The organism is Lawsonibacter hominis (assembly GCF_014287895.1).
Classification (GTDB): Bacteria; Bacillota; Clostridia; order Oscillospirales; family Oscillospiraceae; genus Lawsonibacter_A; species Lawsonibacter_A hominis.
On record NZ_JACOPP010000023.1, the window covers coordinates 1 to 15889 of the forward strand.

Here is a 15889-nt window from a genome sequence, read left to right on the forward strand (position 1 = left end):
TTGGCGCGGAGCAGCTCCACCGTCTTGGCAAAGCGGTCCTTGTCCATGGTGCCCTTGCCCTCGTCGTCGCGCATGTGCAGGTGGGCGACCGCGGCGCCCGCCTTCCAGCAGGCGTACACATCCTCGGCGATCTCCTCGGGCGTCATGGGGACATTGGGGTTATTGGCCTTGGTGGGCCAAGCGCCGGTCGTGGCGACGGTAATGATCGTCTTGTTCTTCAGATCAGCCATTTTGATGCATCCTCTCGTGAATGATAGATGGAAGATACCACGTAAAGCGGCGGGCTGACGCTCGCCGCTTTACGGTGTGGATTTCTTACTTGTTGCGGTTGAACAGCTTCTGCATGTACTCCAGGCCGCTGCCGCCGTGGCCGGACTCGTCGGCGTAGCCGGTACCGCCGTACTTGTAGGTGCGGTCAGCCACGCTCTTGTCGATCTCGTCCTCGTCGATCAGAGCGACGCAGCGGGACATGGCGCCGTCGCCCATGTACCAGCGCAGGGGGAAGCAGAAGAACTGGAACACCTTGCCGGCGGGGATCTTGTCCAGGTCGCCGCCCAGATTCTCCACGCCCACGATGCCGTGGCCCAGCATCTCCTTGTGGCAGGGCTCCCAAGTGCCCCAAACGCCCAGGTTTTCCAGTTCGCCGAACTTCTCGTCATAGGCGGCCTGGCCGTGGATGCGGATGTACTCGAACTTATCGAACTCGGCATAGGCCTCTTCACCGAACAGCTCCTTGTACTCCTCGGTGATGGGCTTGCCGGTGGCGCCCAGCAGGTTCATACGGGTCATGCCGTTGTTGCCCATAGCGGTGTGCAGGGGGTGATCCAGAGCCTGGCTGTCCATCGCCACGCACTTCACGCCGTGCTTGACGAACCACTTGCCGGCGTCGATGCCGGTGCCGATGGAGTAATGATAGTAGGCCTTGGAGTCGTCGAACAGGCGGTGCATGCCGGTGTTCAGGCACAGGACCTTGCCCTTCAGGTCGGCGGGGTTCAGGCCACACTTTTTGCAGGCCTCGTCCAGGTGCTTGTCGGTGATCAGGGTCCAGGGCTCCACGTCCAGCTTCAGCACAACGGCCTCGCCGGTGTAAGCGTCGATGGGCATCTCGTGGGTGTAGCGGGCGCGCTTGCCGTCGAACTCATACTCCATGACGTGGCGGGGCGCGTCGCAGTGGGTGCCGGTGTGCATGGTGCAGGTGATCTTGGAGGTCAGAACGCCGCCCTTGGCCATGGTGTGGGCGTTGGTGATCTCGGGCTTGTCAAAGTAGGGCCAGCGGGGGATCTCAGCGCTGAAGGGGTGGGTCAGGTCAACATAAACTTTCTTGCCCATAAGTAGTTCCTCCTTAAAATGCATGGTGTAGGCCCATCAAGAGCCACACGGGATTCTGCCGCTTTGCGGCAGGCGAACTTCAAAGAATGCGCGGCAGGACACACGGTGAGTGCCCAGGGGGACAGGGAGGACCCTCGGGCGGGCGCGCCTGCGCGGCACAGCTTAAACCGTTTTACGCGCTTACTTGCCGTAGAGCATTTTGATCAGATACTCGTTCAGATCGGCGTTGGATTTGGCTACCTGCTCCGGCGTCCACTTCTGGAAGCCCTCGCCGGTCTTAAAGCCGATCTTACCCTCGTCCCGCAGCTGCTTGAGCAGGGGGGAGGGCTCGTGGGAGTCCTCCAGATCCTTGAGGATATAGTCGTGGATATTGTAGGTCAGGTCGGTGCCGACCATGTCGGCGTTTTCCATGGGGCCCAACTGGGGCAGCCGCAGGCCAAAGGCGTATTTGACGGCTTTGTCCACGGTGGCAGCGTCGGCGATGCCGCGCTCCACGATGGAGATGGCCTCACGCCACAGGGCATGCTGCATCCGGTTGGCGATGAAGCCGGGCACGTCCTTCTTGCACAGGACGGGCTCCTTGCCCACGGAAAAAAGGACCTCCATCACGGTCTGCGCCACCTCGTCGGAGGAGGCGTCGGACTTGACCACCTCCACCAGGGGGATCAGGTGGCCGGGGTTCCAGAAATGAGTGCCCACGAAGCGCTCCCGATGCTTGAGCTCGGCGGAGATCTCGCTGGGGCTCATGACGGAGGAGTTGGTGCAGAAGATGGTGTCGGGACGGCAGCGCGCCTCCAGCTTGGCGAAGGTCTCGCGCTTGATCTTCATGTCCTCAAACACGGCCTCAATCACGAAGTCGGCGTTCTTGACCAGATCACTGTCCATATCGGTGGTGAAGCTGATACGGGAGAGCCGGTCGCTCAGCTCCTGCTCGGTAATGACGCCCTTATCCAGCAGCTGCTTGGTATTGGTGCGGATGCCGGCCTCTACGTCGGTGGGGTACAGATCGTACAGGCCGACCTGAAAGTCGGGGTTGGAGGCAAAGACATATCCGATGTTCTTGCCCATCATGCCCGCACCGCAGATCAGGATATGTTTGATGTTCTTCATATGTTTCACGTCTTCCTTCCCATCAAAAGGCTGTGCAGAAACCATTCTGCCTGCTGTTCCTTCCAGAGGAAATGGGATCAGACGGTCAGATAGCCGCCGGAGCAGTCGCAGTTGCTGCCGGTGATGAAGTTGGAAGCGTCGGAGGAGAGGAACAGGGAGTAACCCACGAAGTCATCGGGCTCGCCCAGACGGCCGATGGGCTCACGATTCAGGAAGTTCTTGTACACGGCGGACTCGGGATCGAACATCCACTCGGTCAGGTCGCTGCGGAACACAGTGGGGCAGATGGAGTTGACGTTGATGTGGTATTTGGCGCTCAGATCGCAGGCCAGGCAGGAGACCATCAGGTCGGCGCCGCCCTTGGAGGTGCAGTAGCCGGTGTAGCCGGCCATGCCGCGCTTGGAGCGCTGGGAGGTCACGATGACCATCTTGCTGCGCTTGGTGTTGTCGGCCTCGTACTGGGCCACCATCTGATGGGCGACGTACTTGGTGACGATGTAGACGCTCTTGCAGTCGGCGTCCATGATCTTCTGCCAGTCGGCCACGGACTGCTCCAGGACGTTCTGGGGCTTGTTGTAGCCGTGAGCCACGGCCAGAATGTCGATGCAGCCGTACTGGGCCACGCAGGCCTTGACCAGCGCGTCCACCTGCTCCTCGACGGCGGGGTCGGCCACATAGTAGGCGCAGTCGATCCCCTCGGCCTTGAACTCCTCTTCCAGAGCCTTCAGCTTGGCGTCGTTGCGGCCGGTCATAAAGACCTTGGCGCCGGCGTAGCCGTAAGCCTTTGCCAGAACGCAGCCCAGAGCGCCGGTAGCGCCGGTGACCAGGGCGACCTTGCCCTTGACGGAGAACATATTCTCAACAAAATCCTTCTTAATGGGAACCATAGTTCGCTTCCTCCTTTATTCAGCTCGAAGATACGGACGATCAGGCGTTGGGATAGTTGATGATGACCAGCATGCGGGCGGGGAGATTGCTCTCGTTCATCAGGCCGCGGCCCTCGTTGGGGGGGAAGGAGATGGACTCGTCCTTGTGCAGAACGTACTTCTTGCCGTCCTTGTCGGTCACGGTCATCTCGCCCTCAAGGATGTAGTAGACCTTCTCCAGCGGGTTGTCCTCATAGGCCCACTCAGCGCCGCCGCCGGGCAGGAAGGTGGAAACACCGATCCAGAACTTTTCGGCTCCGGTCTCTTCCTTGCCGTGGATCCGCATGGCGACCATGTTGAAATGACCGGGGGCGTTGTAAGGCTTCAAATCTGCAACAGTACGCTTGACCATGATAAAACCGCTCCTTTATGATAAAATTTTTTGGAAACGCTGCATATGAGGGATTTGACATCCTCATCTAGCCGTAGTATAGCGAAAAACAAAAATTTGTGCAACACATACAATTACGTAAGTAGATAACCTGGAAGTTTGCACCCACCAAATGGTAAGTATCTTTCGGTTGTGGAAAACGTCTAAAATGACCTGTTAAAATTTAAACAAGATGACGGCAGGCTAAGGGGCAACTCCGGCAGTTTGTCGGAATTGCACAGAAACGGTGCAAAATTTTTGGTAAAAGAAGTCTGAAACTTGTTTTTGTACTTGTGAGGGAAGCACAGGTGTGTTATAGTAAAAACAAGATTTATTTATTTAAATGTAGTAAGAGGTGAACGCCATGCGCGCCGATCATTTTGATCAGCCCACCAATCCTTATCACTATGTGCTGCACTGCATCGGCGGGAAGTGGAAAATGACCATACTCCACGAGATCTACACACACGGCAGCATCCGCTTCAACCAAACGTTGAAGATCCTGCCCATTTCGGAAAAGGTCTTCAGCCAGCAGCTGCGAGAACTGGTGGAATCGGGTCTGATCCGCCGCATCTCCTACGATACGGTGCCCCCCAAGGTGGAGTATGTGCTCACGCCCAGCGGCGAACAGCTGATCCCCGCGCTGGACATCCTGTATATCTGGAGTATCCGCCGCATGAACGACCTGGAGATCCCCATCGATGCAAACGCCTTTACGGTGCATAAGTCCGGCAAATACGTGGACGCCCTGCGCGACATCATGGAGGCCAACAACTTTTGGCCGGATATTGAGCATCAAAGCAGCGGGGAGGTAGGACAGGCCTCCGGGGAAGATCGCTAAGCGAACCTGCGGGCGCAGGCAGGCGCAAAAAATGGAACTATAGCTTCTCCAGCGGCACGTGCGTCGGAGAAGCTGCCCTTCGGCCCACGCGTACGCGAACGGTTGCCTTTGGCGGCCCCCCTCGTGTGCGCGGTGGGCCGAAGCCTTGCCGAACAGAGGCTTTGCCGCCTTTCGACCGTCTCGCAGAGGCCGGTATCCGGCCTCTGTTTTGCGTCCGGGTACCTTTTGGTCAGTCACTGACCAAAAGGTAGGGATTGCGGAAATCGCCGCCGGACAGTACTATACTACAGGAAACAGGAATCAAAATTAGGAGGTGCGTCATGCCCGCCATACAGAACGACCTGACCCAGGGCAGCGTGACCCGGAAGCTGATCCGCTATGCGCTGCCGCTGGTAGCGTCCAGTCTGCTGCAGGCCCTCTACAGTATTACGGACTTCGTCATCGCCGGACACTTTATCGGGGACGCGGGGATTTCCGCCATCAACAACGCCAGCATCATCATGAACATGCTCACGCAGGTGGCCATCGGGCTGACCGTGGGCGGCAATATCCTGGTGGGCCAGTTTTTTGGCCAGGGAGACGAGACGCGGCGGCGCAGGGCTTCCGGCTCCATGTTCACGCTGGGCCTCTGTGCCGGCGTTCTGTTTGCCGGTGTTTTTGAGCTGATCGGCCGGCCGTTCCTCCGCCTTCTGGGCGCGCCGGCGCTGGAGGAGGCCGCGGCCTACTTCAACATCTGTGCCCTCGGCCTGTTCTTTATCTTTGGGTATAACGCCCTGTCGGCCATTCTCCGGGGGGTGGGCAACTCCCGGATCCCCTTGTACTGTGTCATCGTCTCGGTGAGCGTCAACGTGGGGCTGGATCTCCTTTTTGTCGCGTTCTTCCGCTGGGGCGTGGAGGGGGCGGCGGCCGCCACCGTCATTGCGCAGGGGCTCGCCTTCCTCACCGCGCTGATCTTTGCGCTGCGGCACCGGGCGGATCTGGGCCTTACCCCAGGCTGCCTGCGGCCTGCCCGGGAGATGGTGGGACGCATCCTCAGGCTGGGTACTCCCACGGCCGTCCAATGGACCATTGCCAGCGTATCCTGGCTGGTGGTGGTGGCGCTCATCAATCAGTACGGCGTGAGCGTTTCCGCCGGGAACGGCGTGTCCAACAAGATCCGGGATTTCTGCCAGCTCTTTGTCACCGCCATGTGCACCGGCGCGGGCACCATGTGCGCCCAATGTCTGGGCGCGCAGCTCTATGACCGGGCCGAGCAGGTGATGAAGACCTGCATGCGGATCACCCTGATCATGGCGGGGGTCATCATCGCCGTGGCAGAGCTTTTCGCACCCCGGTTTGCCGCCATCTTTACGCCGGATCCCCAGGTTCAGCAGTGGGCGGTGCTCAACCTGCGCATCGAGATTGTCTGCCAGATCTTTTACGCGGGCATGTTCTCCTATAATACGCTGGCGACCGGATCGGGCCACACGATGTTCATCATGTGGAACTCGTTCCTCAATTGTATCGTGGTGCGGCTCATCCTGGCGCTGATCCTGGATCACTTGTTTGGTGTGGTGGGCGTCTATGTGGCCTGCGGGGTGGCCGTGGCCAGTTCCGTGCCGGTGGGGTACTGGTTCTACCGTTCCAGGCGGTGGATGCATCCGCTGAATGTGAAATAACCGCAAAAACAGGGGCCGAGGCCCCTGTTTTTTGCGGTTGGACGGTTGCAACCCCCGCTCTGCTGCGCTATACTAAAGGGCGAATCATACGGCCTGCTTCCGCGCGCCTGCGGCGGAAGCGGGGGAATGGAAAGGTGAATCGGATGGAACAGACGAAAAAGCAAGCGCTGGCCGTCACTGCGGCCCACGCCCGCCTGCTGGCGGTGGATATGGTGCACGCCGCCGCCTCCGGCCACATCGGCGGCTCCTTGTCCGCCATGGATATCCTCACGCTCCTGTATGGAGACGTGATGCATGTGGACCCGGCCGATCCGGCCGACCCGGACCGGGACCGCTTCGTGCTCTCCAAGGGGCACTGTACGCCGGGGCTCTACCCCACCCTGGCGCTGCGGGGTTTCTTCCCGGTGGAGGATCTGAAGATGTTCCGCCGCATTGACGGGCATATGTCCGGCCATGCGGAGATGCACCATGTCAAGGGCGTGGATATGTCTACCGGAAGTCTGGGCCAGGGCCTGTCGGCGGCCGTGGGCATGGCGCTGGCGGGGAAGATGGACCATAAGGATTACCGGGTGTATGCCCTGCTGGGGGACGGCGAGCTGGAGGAGGGCCAGGTTTGGGAGGCCGCCATGGCCGCAGCCAAATTCCGGCTGGACAACCTGTGCGCCATCGTGGATGTGAACGGGCTTCAGATTGACGGCAGGACCGCCGATGTGATGCCCTCCGAGCCTCTGGACAAGAAGTTTGAGGCCTTCAACTGGAACGTACAATCGGTGGACGGCCACGATTTCGACGCGCTGGAGCGCGCGTTTGCGGCTGCGGCGGCGTGCCGGGAGAAGCCCACCGTGCTCCTGGCCAGGACCGTCAAGGGCAAGGGCGTCTCCTTCATGGAGAACGACGCGGGCTGGCACGGCAAGGCGCCCAATGACGAGCAGTATGAAAAGGCCCATGCGGAGCTGGCCGCGACGCTGGCGGAACTGGAGGGGAAGTAAGCCATGAGTGAGAAGATCGCAACCCGCGCCGCCTACGGCGAGGCCCTGGTGGCTCTGGCGGAGGAGTATCCCGAGCTGGTGGTGCTGGACGCCGACCTGTCCGGTTCCACCATGACCAAGGGCTTTGCCAAGGCCCATCCCGACCGTTTTTTCAACATCGGCATTGCCGAAGCCAATATGACGGGTATCGCCGCCGGCCTGGCCGCCTGCGGCAAGAAGCCCTTTACCAACACATTTGCCATGTTTGCCGCCGGACGCGCGTTTGAGCAGGTGCGCAACTCCATCGCCTACCCCCGCCTGAATGTAAAGGTAGTGGGCTCTCACGGCGGCCTGTCCGTGGGTGAGGACGGCGCCACGCATCAGTGCATCGAGGATTACGCCATCATGCGCGCCATCCCCAACATGATGGTGCTCTCCCCCTGCGACGGCCCTGAGATGCGCCTGGCCGTCAAGGCCCTGCTGGACTATGACGGCCCGGCCTATCTGCGCCTGGGCCGCCTGGCGGTGGAGAGCGTCACCGATTCCATTCCCGGCTATTCCTTCCGGTTGGGCAAGGGCGCGGTACTGCGGGACGGAGCGGACGCCACGGTGATCGCCACCGGCATGATGGTGCAGATGGCCCTGCAGGCCGCCCGGACGCTGGCGGAGGAGGGCGTGTCGGTCCGGGTCGTCGACATGCACACCATCAAGCCGCTGGATTATGAGCTGGTGCTGAAGGCCGCGCTGGAGACCCGCTGCATCGTCACTGCCGAGGAACACACCGTCATCGGCGGCCTGGGCTCCGCTGTGGCGGAATTCCTTGCGGAGCACTGCCCGGTGCCTGTGCTGCGCCATGGCGTTCACGACGAATTCGGCCGCTCCGGCAAGGCGCAGGCCGTGCTGGAGGCCTACGGGCTCACCCCCGCCGGTATTGCAGATCAGGTGCGCCAGGCCCTGAAACGGAAGCCGTGACACAGATCCGGCTCATCGCCCTGGATATGGACGGCACCCTGCTGGACGATGACCATGCCACAGTGCCGGCGCGCAATGTGGCTGCGCTGCGCCGGGCGGCGGAGCGCGGCGCAGCGGTGGCCATCGCCAGCGGCCGGGCCTGGGACCTTCTGCACGAGGTGGCGGCCCAGCTGGACATGCTGCACTATGCCGTACTCTCCAACGGCGCTGCCGTGCTGGATGTGACGAGCGGGGAATGGCTCTGGCGGAAGGGGCTGCCCCGGGCGCAGAGCCGGCGCCTGATCGAGCTGCTGCTGGCGCGGGACGTGCCGTTTGAGGTCTATGCCGACGGAGAAAATTATATCCAGGCCGACCGGAGCGGGCGGGTGCTGGCGCGGGCGCTGTCGCCGGAATTTGCCTCGGTCCTGCGGCGGTATTCCCGCTTCCCGGAGGATCTGAACGCTGCCCTGGAGGGGCGCTGTGTGGAGAAGATCCACATCTTTCACGTCCCGCCGGAAGAGCGCGCCGCGCTTCAAGCCGCGCTGGAGGCCACCGGCCCCCTGGCCGTCACAGGCTCCTTCGGGACCAATATGGAGCTGACCGCCCGGGGCGTCAACAAGGCCGCGGCTGTCCAGGCCCTGTGCAGGCGCCTGGAGGTAACGGCGGAGCAGGTCATGGCGTTCGGCGACGCGGACAACGATTTGGAGCTGCTGCGCTGGGCGCGGTGGTCCTTCGCCATGGAGAACGGGGCGGCGTCGGCCAAGGCCGCCGCACGGTATGTCACCGGCGCCAACCGTGCGGGGGGCGTGGGCATGGCGTTGGAGCGGTATCTGGCAGCGCCTTGAACTCAAACGGCGCGGAGCCCCCGTTCAGGGGGCTCCGCGCCGCGGCATGTCCGGGACTCAGGCCGCATCCCGGACGGCCCGGGCGGTCTCCCGCCGCAGGGAGCGGAGGTAGCACAGGACGAACAGACCGGTCAGGACCAGGCAGCAAAGCTCGGCGGCCAGGGGGCTGAGCCACACGCCTGCCTCCCCCAACAGGCGGGGCAGTACCGCCAGGCACGCGCACAGCAGCACCAGACCCCGCCCGAAGGAGATGGGGAAGGAAAAGAAGGGCCGCTCGACCGCAGTAAAGAAGCCGGCCATGATCACGTTGAATCCCATCACCAGGAAGACCCAGGCGTATTGCCGCAGGGCATGGACCGAGTATGTGAAGAGCGCGCTGCCGCGCTCACCGGGCAGGAAGAGCCCTACGACGGCGGGCGCGCCCAGCTGGCCGATGGCAAAGGAGAGGACGGAAAACACCGCGATCAGCCCCAGGCCGCAGCGCAGCAGCTTGTGGCAGACGTCCCGCTCCCCGGCCCCCAGGTGGAAGCTGACCAGAGGCTGGATGCCCTGGGTGGTACCGATCATGGTCATAAGCACCAGGGTGTTCACATAACTGATGATGGTGTAGCTGATCACGCCGTCCTCCCCGATGACGCGGAGGATGGTCAGGTTGAACAGGAAGATGACGATGCCGTTGGACAGCTCGCTGAGCCCTTCGGAGAGACCCAGCGGGAGGATGCGCCGGTAAGCCCGCAGTTCAGGGACGAAGCGGCCCAGGCGCAGACGCTCCCGGTGGGTGAGAAAGTACACCACGAATACGGTGGTAGAGGTGACCTGGGCCAGCCCCGTGGCCAGCGCGGCGCCCCAAACGCCCCAGCCCAGGCGCATGACGAAGAGCCAGTCCAGAAATACGTTCATCAGCGCGCAGGAGAGCACGCCGATGGTGCTCACCTGGGGCGCGCCGTTGGCTTTCACCTGCACCTCCAGGTTGTAGGATACGGTGAAGAATACGGCGAAGCAGGCGATCACGCCCACGTACTGCTTCACATACTCCAGCGTGTCCGGATAGGCCCCCAGAAACAGAGCCACCCGCTCCAGATTGAAAAGCACCAGCAGGGAGAGGATCAGACTCATCGCCGCCGTTACGCAGATGTTCTGGTTAAAATAGGTTCGGGCCTTTTCCAGATCCTTCTGCCCCAGGGCGATGGAGATGACGGTGGATGTACCGGTGGCCAGCAGGATGCCCAGCGTAAAGATCACCGACGTGAAGGGCATGGACAGATTGACGGCCGCCAGCGCGTGTTCCCCCACGCCCCAGGAGACGAACATGCCGTCCACCATGGTGTACAGGGAGAAAATCCACATGGACACAATGGATGGGATCACGAATTGGAAGAAACGTTTGATCAGATTCAAGGGTATGACCTCCTTATTTCCCTTCTATCATAAACCCTCGTATCATACGAGAGTCAAGAGGCGGAGGCAAAAAAGATGAAAGAATTTTACCGCATCCACGAGTTGTCCGGGCTGTTCGGCCTATGCCCGGATACCCTGCGTTATTATGAAGAGAAGGGACTGCTTCACCCCGCGCGTGGAGAAAACCGCTATCGCATGTACGGAATTCAGGACGTGATCACCCTGAACATCGTCCGCTCCCTGCGGGAGCTTGGAATGACGGTGGAGGACATCCGCACCTATCTGGAGCGGCGCTCTGTGGAGGAGACCCTGGCCCTGCTGGAGGAGGAGGAGCGCCTGCTGCGGCGGCGGATGGAGGAGCTGGAGCGCACCCGCCGGCAGGCCCGGCGCCGGCAGGCTCGGCTGGAGCGGTACGCCGCTGTGGAAGCGGAGCGGGTGGAGTTTTTGTACGAGGAGGAACGTTCCTGCGTCTTTTTGCAGGAGGACATCATCCTGGAGGGGGAGATCGACTTCCTGCTGAAAAAGCTGGAACACCGGCATCAGGACTATATCAAGATCATAGGGGACCAGTGCATGGGGGCGGCGGTGGACGGCGAGAGCCTGAAACAAGGCGTGTACAACCACTTTTCCAGGGTCTTTTTCCTTACGGAACCGGGCCTGCCCAGCGACGGCGTCCTGCCTGCGGGGGAGTACGCGCGCCTTTTTTACCGGGGCGGCTACGGCGCGCTGCAGCGGCATTATCAAACGCTGCTCGCGCAGGTGGCGGCGGCGGGCCGCCGGCCGGCCGGGGAGCCGCTGGAGCTCTACCGGATCGACGCCCACGACACCAACCGGGAAGCGGAATATGTCACCGAACTGCAGGTGCCGGTGCGGTAAGATCAGGGGCTTGTTTTCCAACAGGATAAGATGATATAATAACAAATTAGAATAAACGTATGGAAAACGGGGGGAATCGCGGTGCTGGAGATCTCCATCAACATGATCCTGGACAGTCTGGCAGAGTATGGACCGGAACGTTTTTTTTCGGAGGAGGAGCAGCTTTCCTTCAGCGGCCTGCGCCTGTATGAGCTGGGGCAGGAGACGCTTTCCACGTCGAACATCTATATGTGTACCAGCCGTGAGCTTACCGCGGAGGCGGCGGAGAGCGGCTGCTGCTTTTTGTGTATCCACAAAATGGCGCCCGCGCTGAAAAAGAAGCTGCAGGGCAGACGGATCGTACTGCTGGAGGACGAGGGGATCGGCCTGGCGGAGGTGTTCAACACGGTCCAAAGCCTGTTCACCGACCTGCGGGAATGGCATCAGCACATGCACGTCTCCCTGATCCAGAGCAACGACGTGCAGGAGCTGCTGGACCTGAGCGAGAGCGCCATCGGCAATCCCATCGTCCTGGTGGACCTGAGCTTCAAGCTGCTGGCCTACACAAAAAATATCAAGACCGACGATGAGGTCTATAACGAGGTGGTCAGCCGGGGCTATCATACCAAGCAGACCATCGAGCGGCTGACCAATACCCGTCAGGTGGACAGCATCAAGAGGGCCAGCGTCATCGACATCGCCTTTCCGCTGCCGCAGATGACGCAGTATCAGACCATGACGAAGACCTTTTTCATCAAAGGCGTCCCATATGCCTACCTGCGGATGATCTGCAGCGCCCATGCCCCCTCCAAGAGCCTGGAGGAACGGTTCGCCCTTCTGGCGGAGAGCGTGGAATACTATCTGCATAACCACTACTCCGCCGGAAGCATCAACAAATATATGTATGAATACGTGCTGGTGGAGCTCATTGAGAATAAGATCAAGGACGAGGAGGACATCGAGGAGCGCATCAAGTGCGTGGGCCTTCAGCGGGACGCCGAATATCAGCTTTTGAAGATCATTTTCGAAGACGAGGACAATACTTCCCTGAACTACATGCTGGACCAGCTGCTGGCGATCTTTCCGGAATCCCGGCCGTTCATCTACGGCGATTACATCATGATCCTGATGAGCCGTGAGAGCAAATATCTGGGCGCGGAGGAGCGCAAACTGCGGCAGTTTGATCTGCTGCGGGAGCTGCTGGAATACCATAAGGCCCGCTGCGGCATGAGCGAGGTGTTCCGTACCATCCGGCTGGTCAGCGACGCCTACGTGCAGACCACGGTAGCGGTGGAGATCGGCAGGACGCTCCAGCAGAAAGGAATTTTGGTGGAGGAGACCGGCGGCGGAAGGGTCTTCGCCTATCGGGACTGCTACATCTATCACCTGATCACCGCCTGTTCCGAACAGGTACAGCTGCGCAGCCTGTGTGACGAGCAGCTGCTGGCCATCCGCGAACAGGATGAGCAGAAGAGCACCGATTATGCAAATTTGCTGTATACCTATCTCATCAACCAGTGCAGGCCGACGGATACCGCCAAGCTGCTGCATATGCACCGGAATAACGTCATCTATCATGTGGAGCGGCTCTCCGAGCAGCTGGGGGTGGACCTGAACGACCCGGAGACCCGCCTGCGCCTGCTGCTGTCGTATAAGGTCATGGATCTGCTGTAAGGCCGCCCTTCCGGGCGAAAGCGGAGGGAAACGAAAAAGTCATGGGCAATTGCGCGCGACGGCAATTGCCCATGACTTTTTTTCGAAGCTCAGAGAGTGCAAAACTCCCGGTTGCGGCCGGGCATCCTGCCGGCCGTGCGGAGAAACGCATTATACGTGCACGCCCAGAGCCTGCGCGTTTTTATAGTAGAGCATGGAACGCTCCTGTTCCCCCAGGGGGAGGTTCTTTACGTATTCCACCATGTCGGAGGCGTCCTCAAAGGGATAATCGCTGCCGAAGAGAATGCGCTCCAGGCCCAGGACCCGGCGGGTACACTCAAAGGCCTCGGGGGACATGTTGCCGCTGGTGGTGACGTAAATATTGCGGTGGAAGTAGGCGCTGAAATCCTGCTTGTTTTTGGCCTTGGGGTTGGGCAGGAACTTCAGGCGGTTGTCCATGCGGCCCAGCAGGAACGGCAGAGCCTCGCCGAGATGGCCCAGCATGACCTTCAGGTTGGGCAGCTCGTCGAACAGGCCGCCCACGATCATGCGGGTCAGAGTGGTGACCGTGTCCATGGTGAAGCCCAGGCCGGGGCCCGCCACGGGGAAGCCGCAGTCGTCTACCCGGGAGGCGTTGGCCAGCTGGGGGTGGAGGTAGACGTACACTCCCAGCTCGTCCGCCTTCTGGAAGATGGGGCGGTAACGGGGATCGTCCGGGGCGGTCTCGCCATAGTTGGAGTGGGTGTGCCAGGCCACAAAGCCAAGCTCCTTCACGCAGCGCTCCAGCTCCGCCACTGCGGCGGGCACGTCCTTCACCGGCAGGATGGCGCTGCCCAGATAGCGGCCGGGGAAGCGCTGGACCAGCTGGTAGAGAACGTCGTTGGTCCGGCGGCAGATCGCCGCGCTCTCAGCCGGGTCCAGCTGCTCGGCGCCGGGGGAGCAGCTGAGCACGGCACAGTCGATGCCAAGCGTATCCATCAGGGCGATCCGCTCTTCCCCCACCTGAAGCAGCTTCTCCAGCAGAGGCCCCTGGGGCATGGTGATCGCGTCGCTCCAGGTGATCAGGTCGGTGTCTTTGCGGTAATAGGGAGGCTCGGTGCGGGATTCCAGCGCGTCGATCAGGCACTGGTCGTAAAAGTGATTTTCAAAATCAATTAATTTCATATGCAGAACTCCAGAATCAGATTCAAGCGCCCATCAGAAGAGCAGGCAGCGCGGTGGAAAGGGCAGGGACGTACGTGATGATGAGGACCGAGACGATATAGAGGATGATATAGGGCACACAGGCCTTGGAGATCTGGCCCATGGGGCGCTTGAGCACGCTCTGGGCCACGAAGATGTTCAGGCCGAAGGGGGGCGTGAACAGGCCGATGGCCAGGTTGACCACGAAGACCATGCCCAGGTGCAGGGAGGGGATGCCCAGGGCGGCGGCGGTGGGCAGCAGCATGGGCGCCAGGATGAGGATGGCGGCGCTGGTGTCGAAGAAGCAGCCCACGATGAGCAGCAGCACGTTGAGCATCAGCAGGAACTGGATCTGTCCCATGCCGCCGAAGGCCTCGGTGACCGCGGCGGGAAGCTGTGCGATGGTGGCCGCCTGGGAGAACACCGTGCTGCCGGCGATGAGCAGGAAGACCTGGGCGGTCGTGCGCCCGGCATCCTTAAAGATGGGCAGCAGCTGTTTGAACTTGATGTCACGGGTGCCGAAGACCGCCACGATGAAGGAATAGGCCGCGGCCAGGGCGCCGGATTCGGTGGGGGTGCAGATGCCGGTGTAGACGCTGCCCAGGACCAGTACGGGGAGCACCAGCACGGGAAGGCCCTTCCACAGGGCTTTGCCAAAAGCGCGGGCGGAGAATTTCTCCTTCTCCACACCGGGTCTGGGCTTGCACATGATGATCAGGTAGACGCTGACGATGACCACGATCAGGATGCCGGGCAGGATGCCGGCCAGGAAGAGCTTGGTAATGGAGGTCTCAGTGGCTACGCCGTAGATGATCATGGTGATGCTGGGCGGAATGATGGTGGACAGGCAGGCGGAAGAGGTGATGATGCCCAGAGACATGCTCTCGCCATGGCGCTCCGAGAGGGGCTTGTGGACGATCTTGCCGAAGGTGGCGGTCGCGGCCGGACCGGAACCGGAGATGGCGCCGAAAATCGCATTGGCAATGACGCAGGCGATGGGCAGGCCGCCGCGGATGCTCTTCAGGGTCTCGATACATACATTGATCAGCCGGGTGCCCAGGCTGCTGGCGGCGATCAGGCTGCCGGCGACCATGAAGAAGGGCACGGCCAGCAGGGCATTCTTGGTCATGGCCTCAAAGAAGCCGGTAAATACATTGGTCAGGGACATGTGGTTGACAAAGATCTGCAGGTAGATCGCCGAGCAGAGGATGGAGATGTAGATGGGACACTTCAGCAGGGACAGTCCAATCAGAATGATCAGGACCGGAAGCAGAATCTCAAGCATTGTCATGGTCGAAGTCCCCCTTATTGCAAAGCATCAATACCACCCAGACAACCAGGGCGACGACGATACAAATCATAGCGATCGCATACAGGACGCCTTTGGGCATCTGCAGCACATAGGTGACCTGGTTGCGTTTGAAGGCTTTCATCATAACGTCCAGGCCATGGTAGCCCAGCACGACCATAATCACGCTGGTGATAATTCCGCGGATGTAGTTGAGAATGCGCTGACCGGTCTTGCCCTTGACCCAAAGATCAATGGCGGAGATACACAGCTGGTCGCCGGCGCCCTCCAGATAGGGAATGGCCAGATAGACCATGAGCACGATGCAGTAGCTGCACAGCTCCTCAGACCAGGTAAAGCCTTTTCCGGCAAAGCGGACGATGGCGTTGAGGGTGGCCAGGGCGGTAGCCACGGCAATCAGCAGCGCCGAAATCGAAAACAAAAACGTACGGACATAGCGCGTAATTTTAACACACACTTGCATAACCTGTTCTCCTTTTAAGAGGGCGGGGACG

General features: G+C 60.8%; 16 protein-coding genes. 7 read left to right on the forward strand and 9 right to left on the reverse strand.

From position 1 onward, the window contains the following. The 5 genes from H8S57_RS13290 to H8S57_RS13310 all read right to left on the reverse strand — a co-directional run. Positions 1 to 230 (reverse strand): 3-keto-5-aminohexanoate cleavage protein (locus H8S57_RS13290; protein ID WP_186908517.1); only part of this gene is annotated, 230 nt, incomplete at its 3' end. An 85-nt stretch (positions 231 to 315) separates the two neighbouring features. After that, complete coding sequence (locus H8S57_RS13295) at positions 316 to 1329, reverse strand: cyclase family protein (RefSeq protein WP_186908518.1); 1014 nt, start codon at positions 1327 to 1329, stop codon at positions 316 to 318. A gap of 180 nt (positions 1330 to 1509) precedes the next feature. Beyond that, a complete protein-coding gene (locus H8S57_RS13300; RefSeq protein ID WP_186908519.1) occupies positions 1510 to 2439 on the reverse strand; it encodes a 3-hydroxyacyl-CoA dehydrogenase family protein in 930 nt (309 codons plus the stop codon). A 77-nt stretch (positions 2440 to 2516) separates the two neighbouring features. Then, positions 2517 to 3326, reverse strand: coding sequence for an SDR family NAD(P)-dependent oxidoreductase (locus H8S57_RS13305; protein ID WP_186908520.1), 810 nt, complete (start codon positions 3324 to 3326; stop codon positions 2517 to 2519). A 40-nt stretch (positions 3327 to 3366) separates the two neighbouring features. Continuing rightward, the gene (locus tag H8S57_RS13310; RefSeq protein ID WP_186908521.1) at positions 3367 to 3717 is read right to left on the reverse strand and encodes a cupin domain-containing protein; all 351 of its coding nucleotides are present in this window, start codon (positions 3715 to 3717) and stop codon (positions 3367 to 3369) included. Between the two features lie 382 nt (positions 3718 to 4099). On the opposite strand from H8S57_RS13310, the gene H8S57_RS13315 reads away from it, so the two are divergent. The 5 genes from H8S57_RS13315 to H8S57_RS13335 all read left to right on the forward strand — a co-directional run bounded on the left by H8S57_RS13315 (position 4100) and on the right by H8S57_RS13335 (position 8998). Continuing rightward, positions 4100 to 4576, forward strand: coding sequence for a winged helix-turn-helix transcriptional regulator (locus tag H8S57_RS13315; protein WP_186908522.1), 477 nt, complete (start codon positions 4100 to 4102; stop codon positions 4574 to 4576). Positions 4577 to 4896: 320 nt separating this feature from the next. Next, positions 4897 to 6234, forward strand: a complete 1338-nt coding sequence (locus H8S57_RS13320) for an MATE family efflux transporter (RefSeq protein WP_186908523.1) — start codon at positions 4897 to 4899, stop codon at positions 6232 to 6234. Positions 6235 to 6377: 143 nt separating this feature from the next. Then, positions 6378 to 7223, forward strand: a complete 846-nt coding sequence (locus H8S57_RS13325; protein ID WP_186908524.1) for a transketolase — start codon at positions 6378 to 6380, stop codon at positions 7221 to 7223. Positions 7224 to 7226: 3 nt separating this feature from the next. Then, positions 7227 to 8174 (forward strand): transketolase family protein, encoded by a 948-nt coding sequence (locus H8S57_RS13330; RefSeq protein ID WP_186908525.1) that lies wholly within the window; start codon positions 7227 to 7229, stop codon positions 8172 to 8174. Next, positions 8171 to 8998, forward strand: a complete 828-nt coding sequence (locus tag H8S57_RS13335) for an HAD family hydrolase (protein WP_186908526.1) — start codon at positions 8171 to 8173, stop codon at positions 8996 to 8998. Before H8S57_RS13330 ends, H8S57_RS13335 begins: the two co-directional genes overlap by 4 nt. A gap of 57 nt (positions 8999 to 9055) precedes the next feature. On the opposite strand, the gene H8S57_RS13340 is transcribed toward H8S57_RS13335, so the two are convergent. Next, positions 9056 to 10396, reverse strand: coding sequence for an MATE family efflux transporter (locus H8S57_RS13340; protein WP_243204829.1), 1341 nt, complete (start codon positions 10394 to 10396; stop codon positions 9056 to 9058). Positions 10397 to 10471: 75 nt separating this feature from the next. On the opposite strand from H8S57_RS13340, the gene H8S57_RS13345 reads away from it, so the two are divergent. Continuing rightward, positions 10472 to 11272 carry a MerR family transcriptional regulator gene (locus tag H8S57_RS13345; RefSeq protein ID WP_186908527.1) on the forward strand — a complete coding sequence of 267 codons (801 nt, stop codon included), beginning with the start codon at positions 10472 to 10474 and terminating at the stop codon, positions 11270 to 11272. An 81-nt stretch (positions 11273 to 11353) separates the two neighbouring features. Next, entirely contained in the window at positions 11354 to 12925 is a 1572-nt protein-coding gene (locus tag H8S57_RS13350) for a PucR family transcriptional regulator (protein ID WP_186908528.1), read from the forward strand. 150 nt (positions 12926 to 13075) lie between these two features. Here H8S57_RS13350 and H8S57_RS13355 read toward each other — a convergent pair whose 3' ends face one another. From H8S57_RS13355 to H8S57_RS13365, 3 genes are read right to left on the reverse strand one after another with little or no spacing between them, the layout of a single operon-like run. Then, complete coding sequence (locus tag H8S57_RS13355) at positions 13076 to 14068, reverse strand: amidohydrolase family protein (protein ID WP_186908529.1); 993 nt, start codon at positions 14066 to 14068, stop codon at positions 13076 to 13078. A gap of 22 nt (positions 14069 to 14090) precedes the next feature. Then, positions 14091 to 15377, reverse strand: coding sequence for a TRAP transporter large permease (locus H8S57_RS13360; protein WP_186908530.1), 1287 nt, complete (start codon positions 15375 to 15377; stop codon positions 14091 to 14093). Continuing rightward, on the reverse strand, positions 15364 to 15858 hold the full coding sequence (locus H8S57_RS13365; RefSeq protein ID WP_186908531.1) for a TRAP transporter small permease: 495 nt from the start codon (positions 15856 to 15858) through the stop codon (positions 15364 to 15366). The genes H8S57_RS13360 and H8S57_RS13365 overlap by 14 nt, the downstream gene beginning before the upstream one ends. Between the last annotated feature and the right edge of the window lie 31 nt (positions 15859 to 15889).

Bases quoted from the DNA above. Each gene is read 5' to 3' on its own strand.
- H8S57_RS13295 (WP_186908518.1), bottom strand. From the start codon at position 1,329: ATGGGCAAGAAAGTTTATGTTGACCTGACCCACCCCTTCAGCGCTGAG.
- H8S57_RS13300 (WP_186908519.1), bottom strand. From the start codon at position 2,439: ATGAAGAACATCAAACATATCCTGATCTGCGGTGCGGGCATGATGGGC.
- H8S57_RS13305 (WP_186908520.1), bottom strand. From the start codon at position 3,326: ATGGTTCCCATTAAGAAGGATTTTGTTGAGAATATGTTCTCCGTCAAG.
- H8S57_RS13310 (WP_186908521.1), bottom strand. From the start codon at position 3,717: ATGGTCAAGCGTACTGTTGCAGATTTGAAGCCTTACAACGCCCCCGGT.
- H8S57_RS13315 (WP_186908522.1), top strand. From the start codon at position 4,100: ATGCGCGCCGATCATTTTGATCAGCCCACCAATCCTTATCACTATGTG.
- H8S57_RS13320 (WP_186908523.1), top strand. From the start codon at position 4,897: ATGCCCGCCATACAGAACGACCTGACCCAGGGCAGCGTGACCCGGAAG.
- H8S57_RS13325 (WP_186908524.1), top strand. From the start codon at position 6,378: ATGGAACAGACGAAAAAGCAAGCGCTGGCCGTCACTGCGGCCCACGCC.
- H8S57_RS13330 (WP_186908525.1), top strand. From the start codon at position 7,227: ATGAGTGAGAAGATCGCAACCCGCGCCGCCTACGGCGAGGCCCTGGTG.
- H8S57_RS13345 (WP_186908527.1), top strand. From the start codon at position 10,472: ATGAAAGAATTTTACCGCATCCACGAGTTGTCCGGGCTGTTCGGCCTA.
- H8S57_RS13355 (WP_186908529.1), bottom strand. From the start codon at position 14,068: ATGAAATTAATTGATTTTGAAAATCACTTTTACGACCAGTGCCTGATC.
- H8S57_RS13360 (WP_186908530.1), bottom strand. From the start codon at position 15,377: ATGACAATGCTTGAGATTCTGCTTCCGGTCCTGATCATTCTGATTGGA.
- H8S57_RS13365 (WP_186908531.1), bottom strand. From the start codon at position 15,858: ATGCAAGTGTGTGTTAAAATTACGCGCTATGTCCGTACGTTTTTGTTT.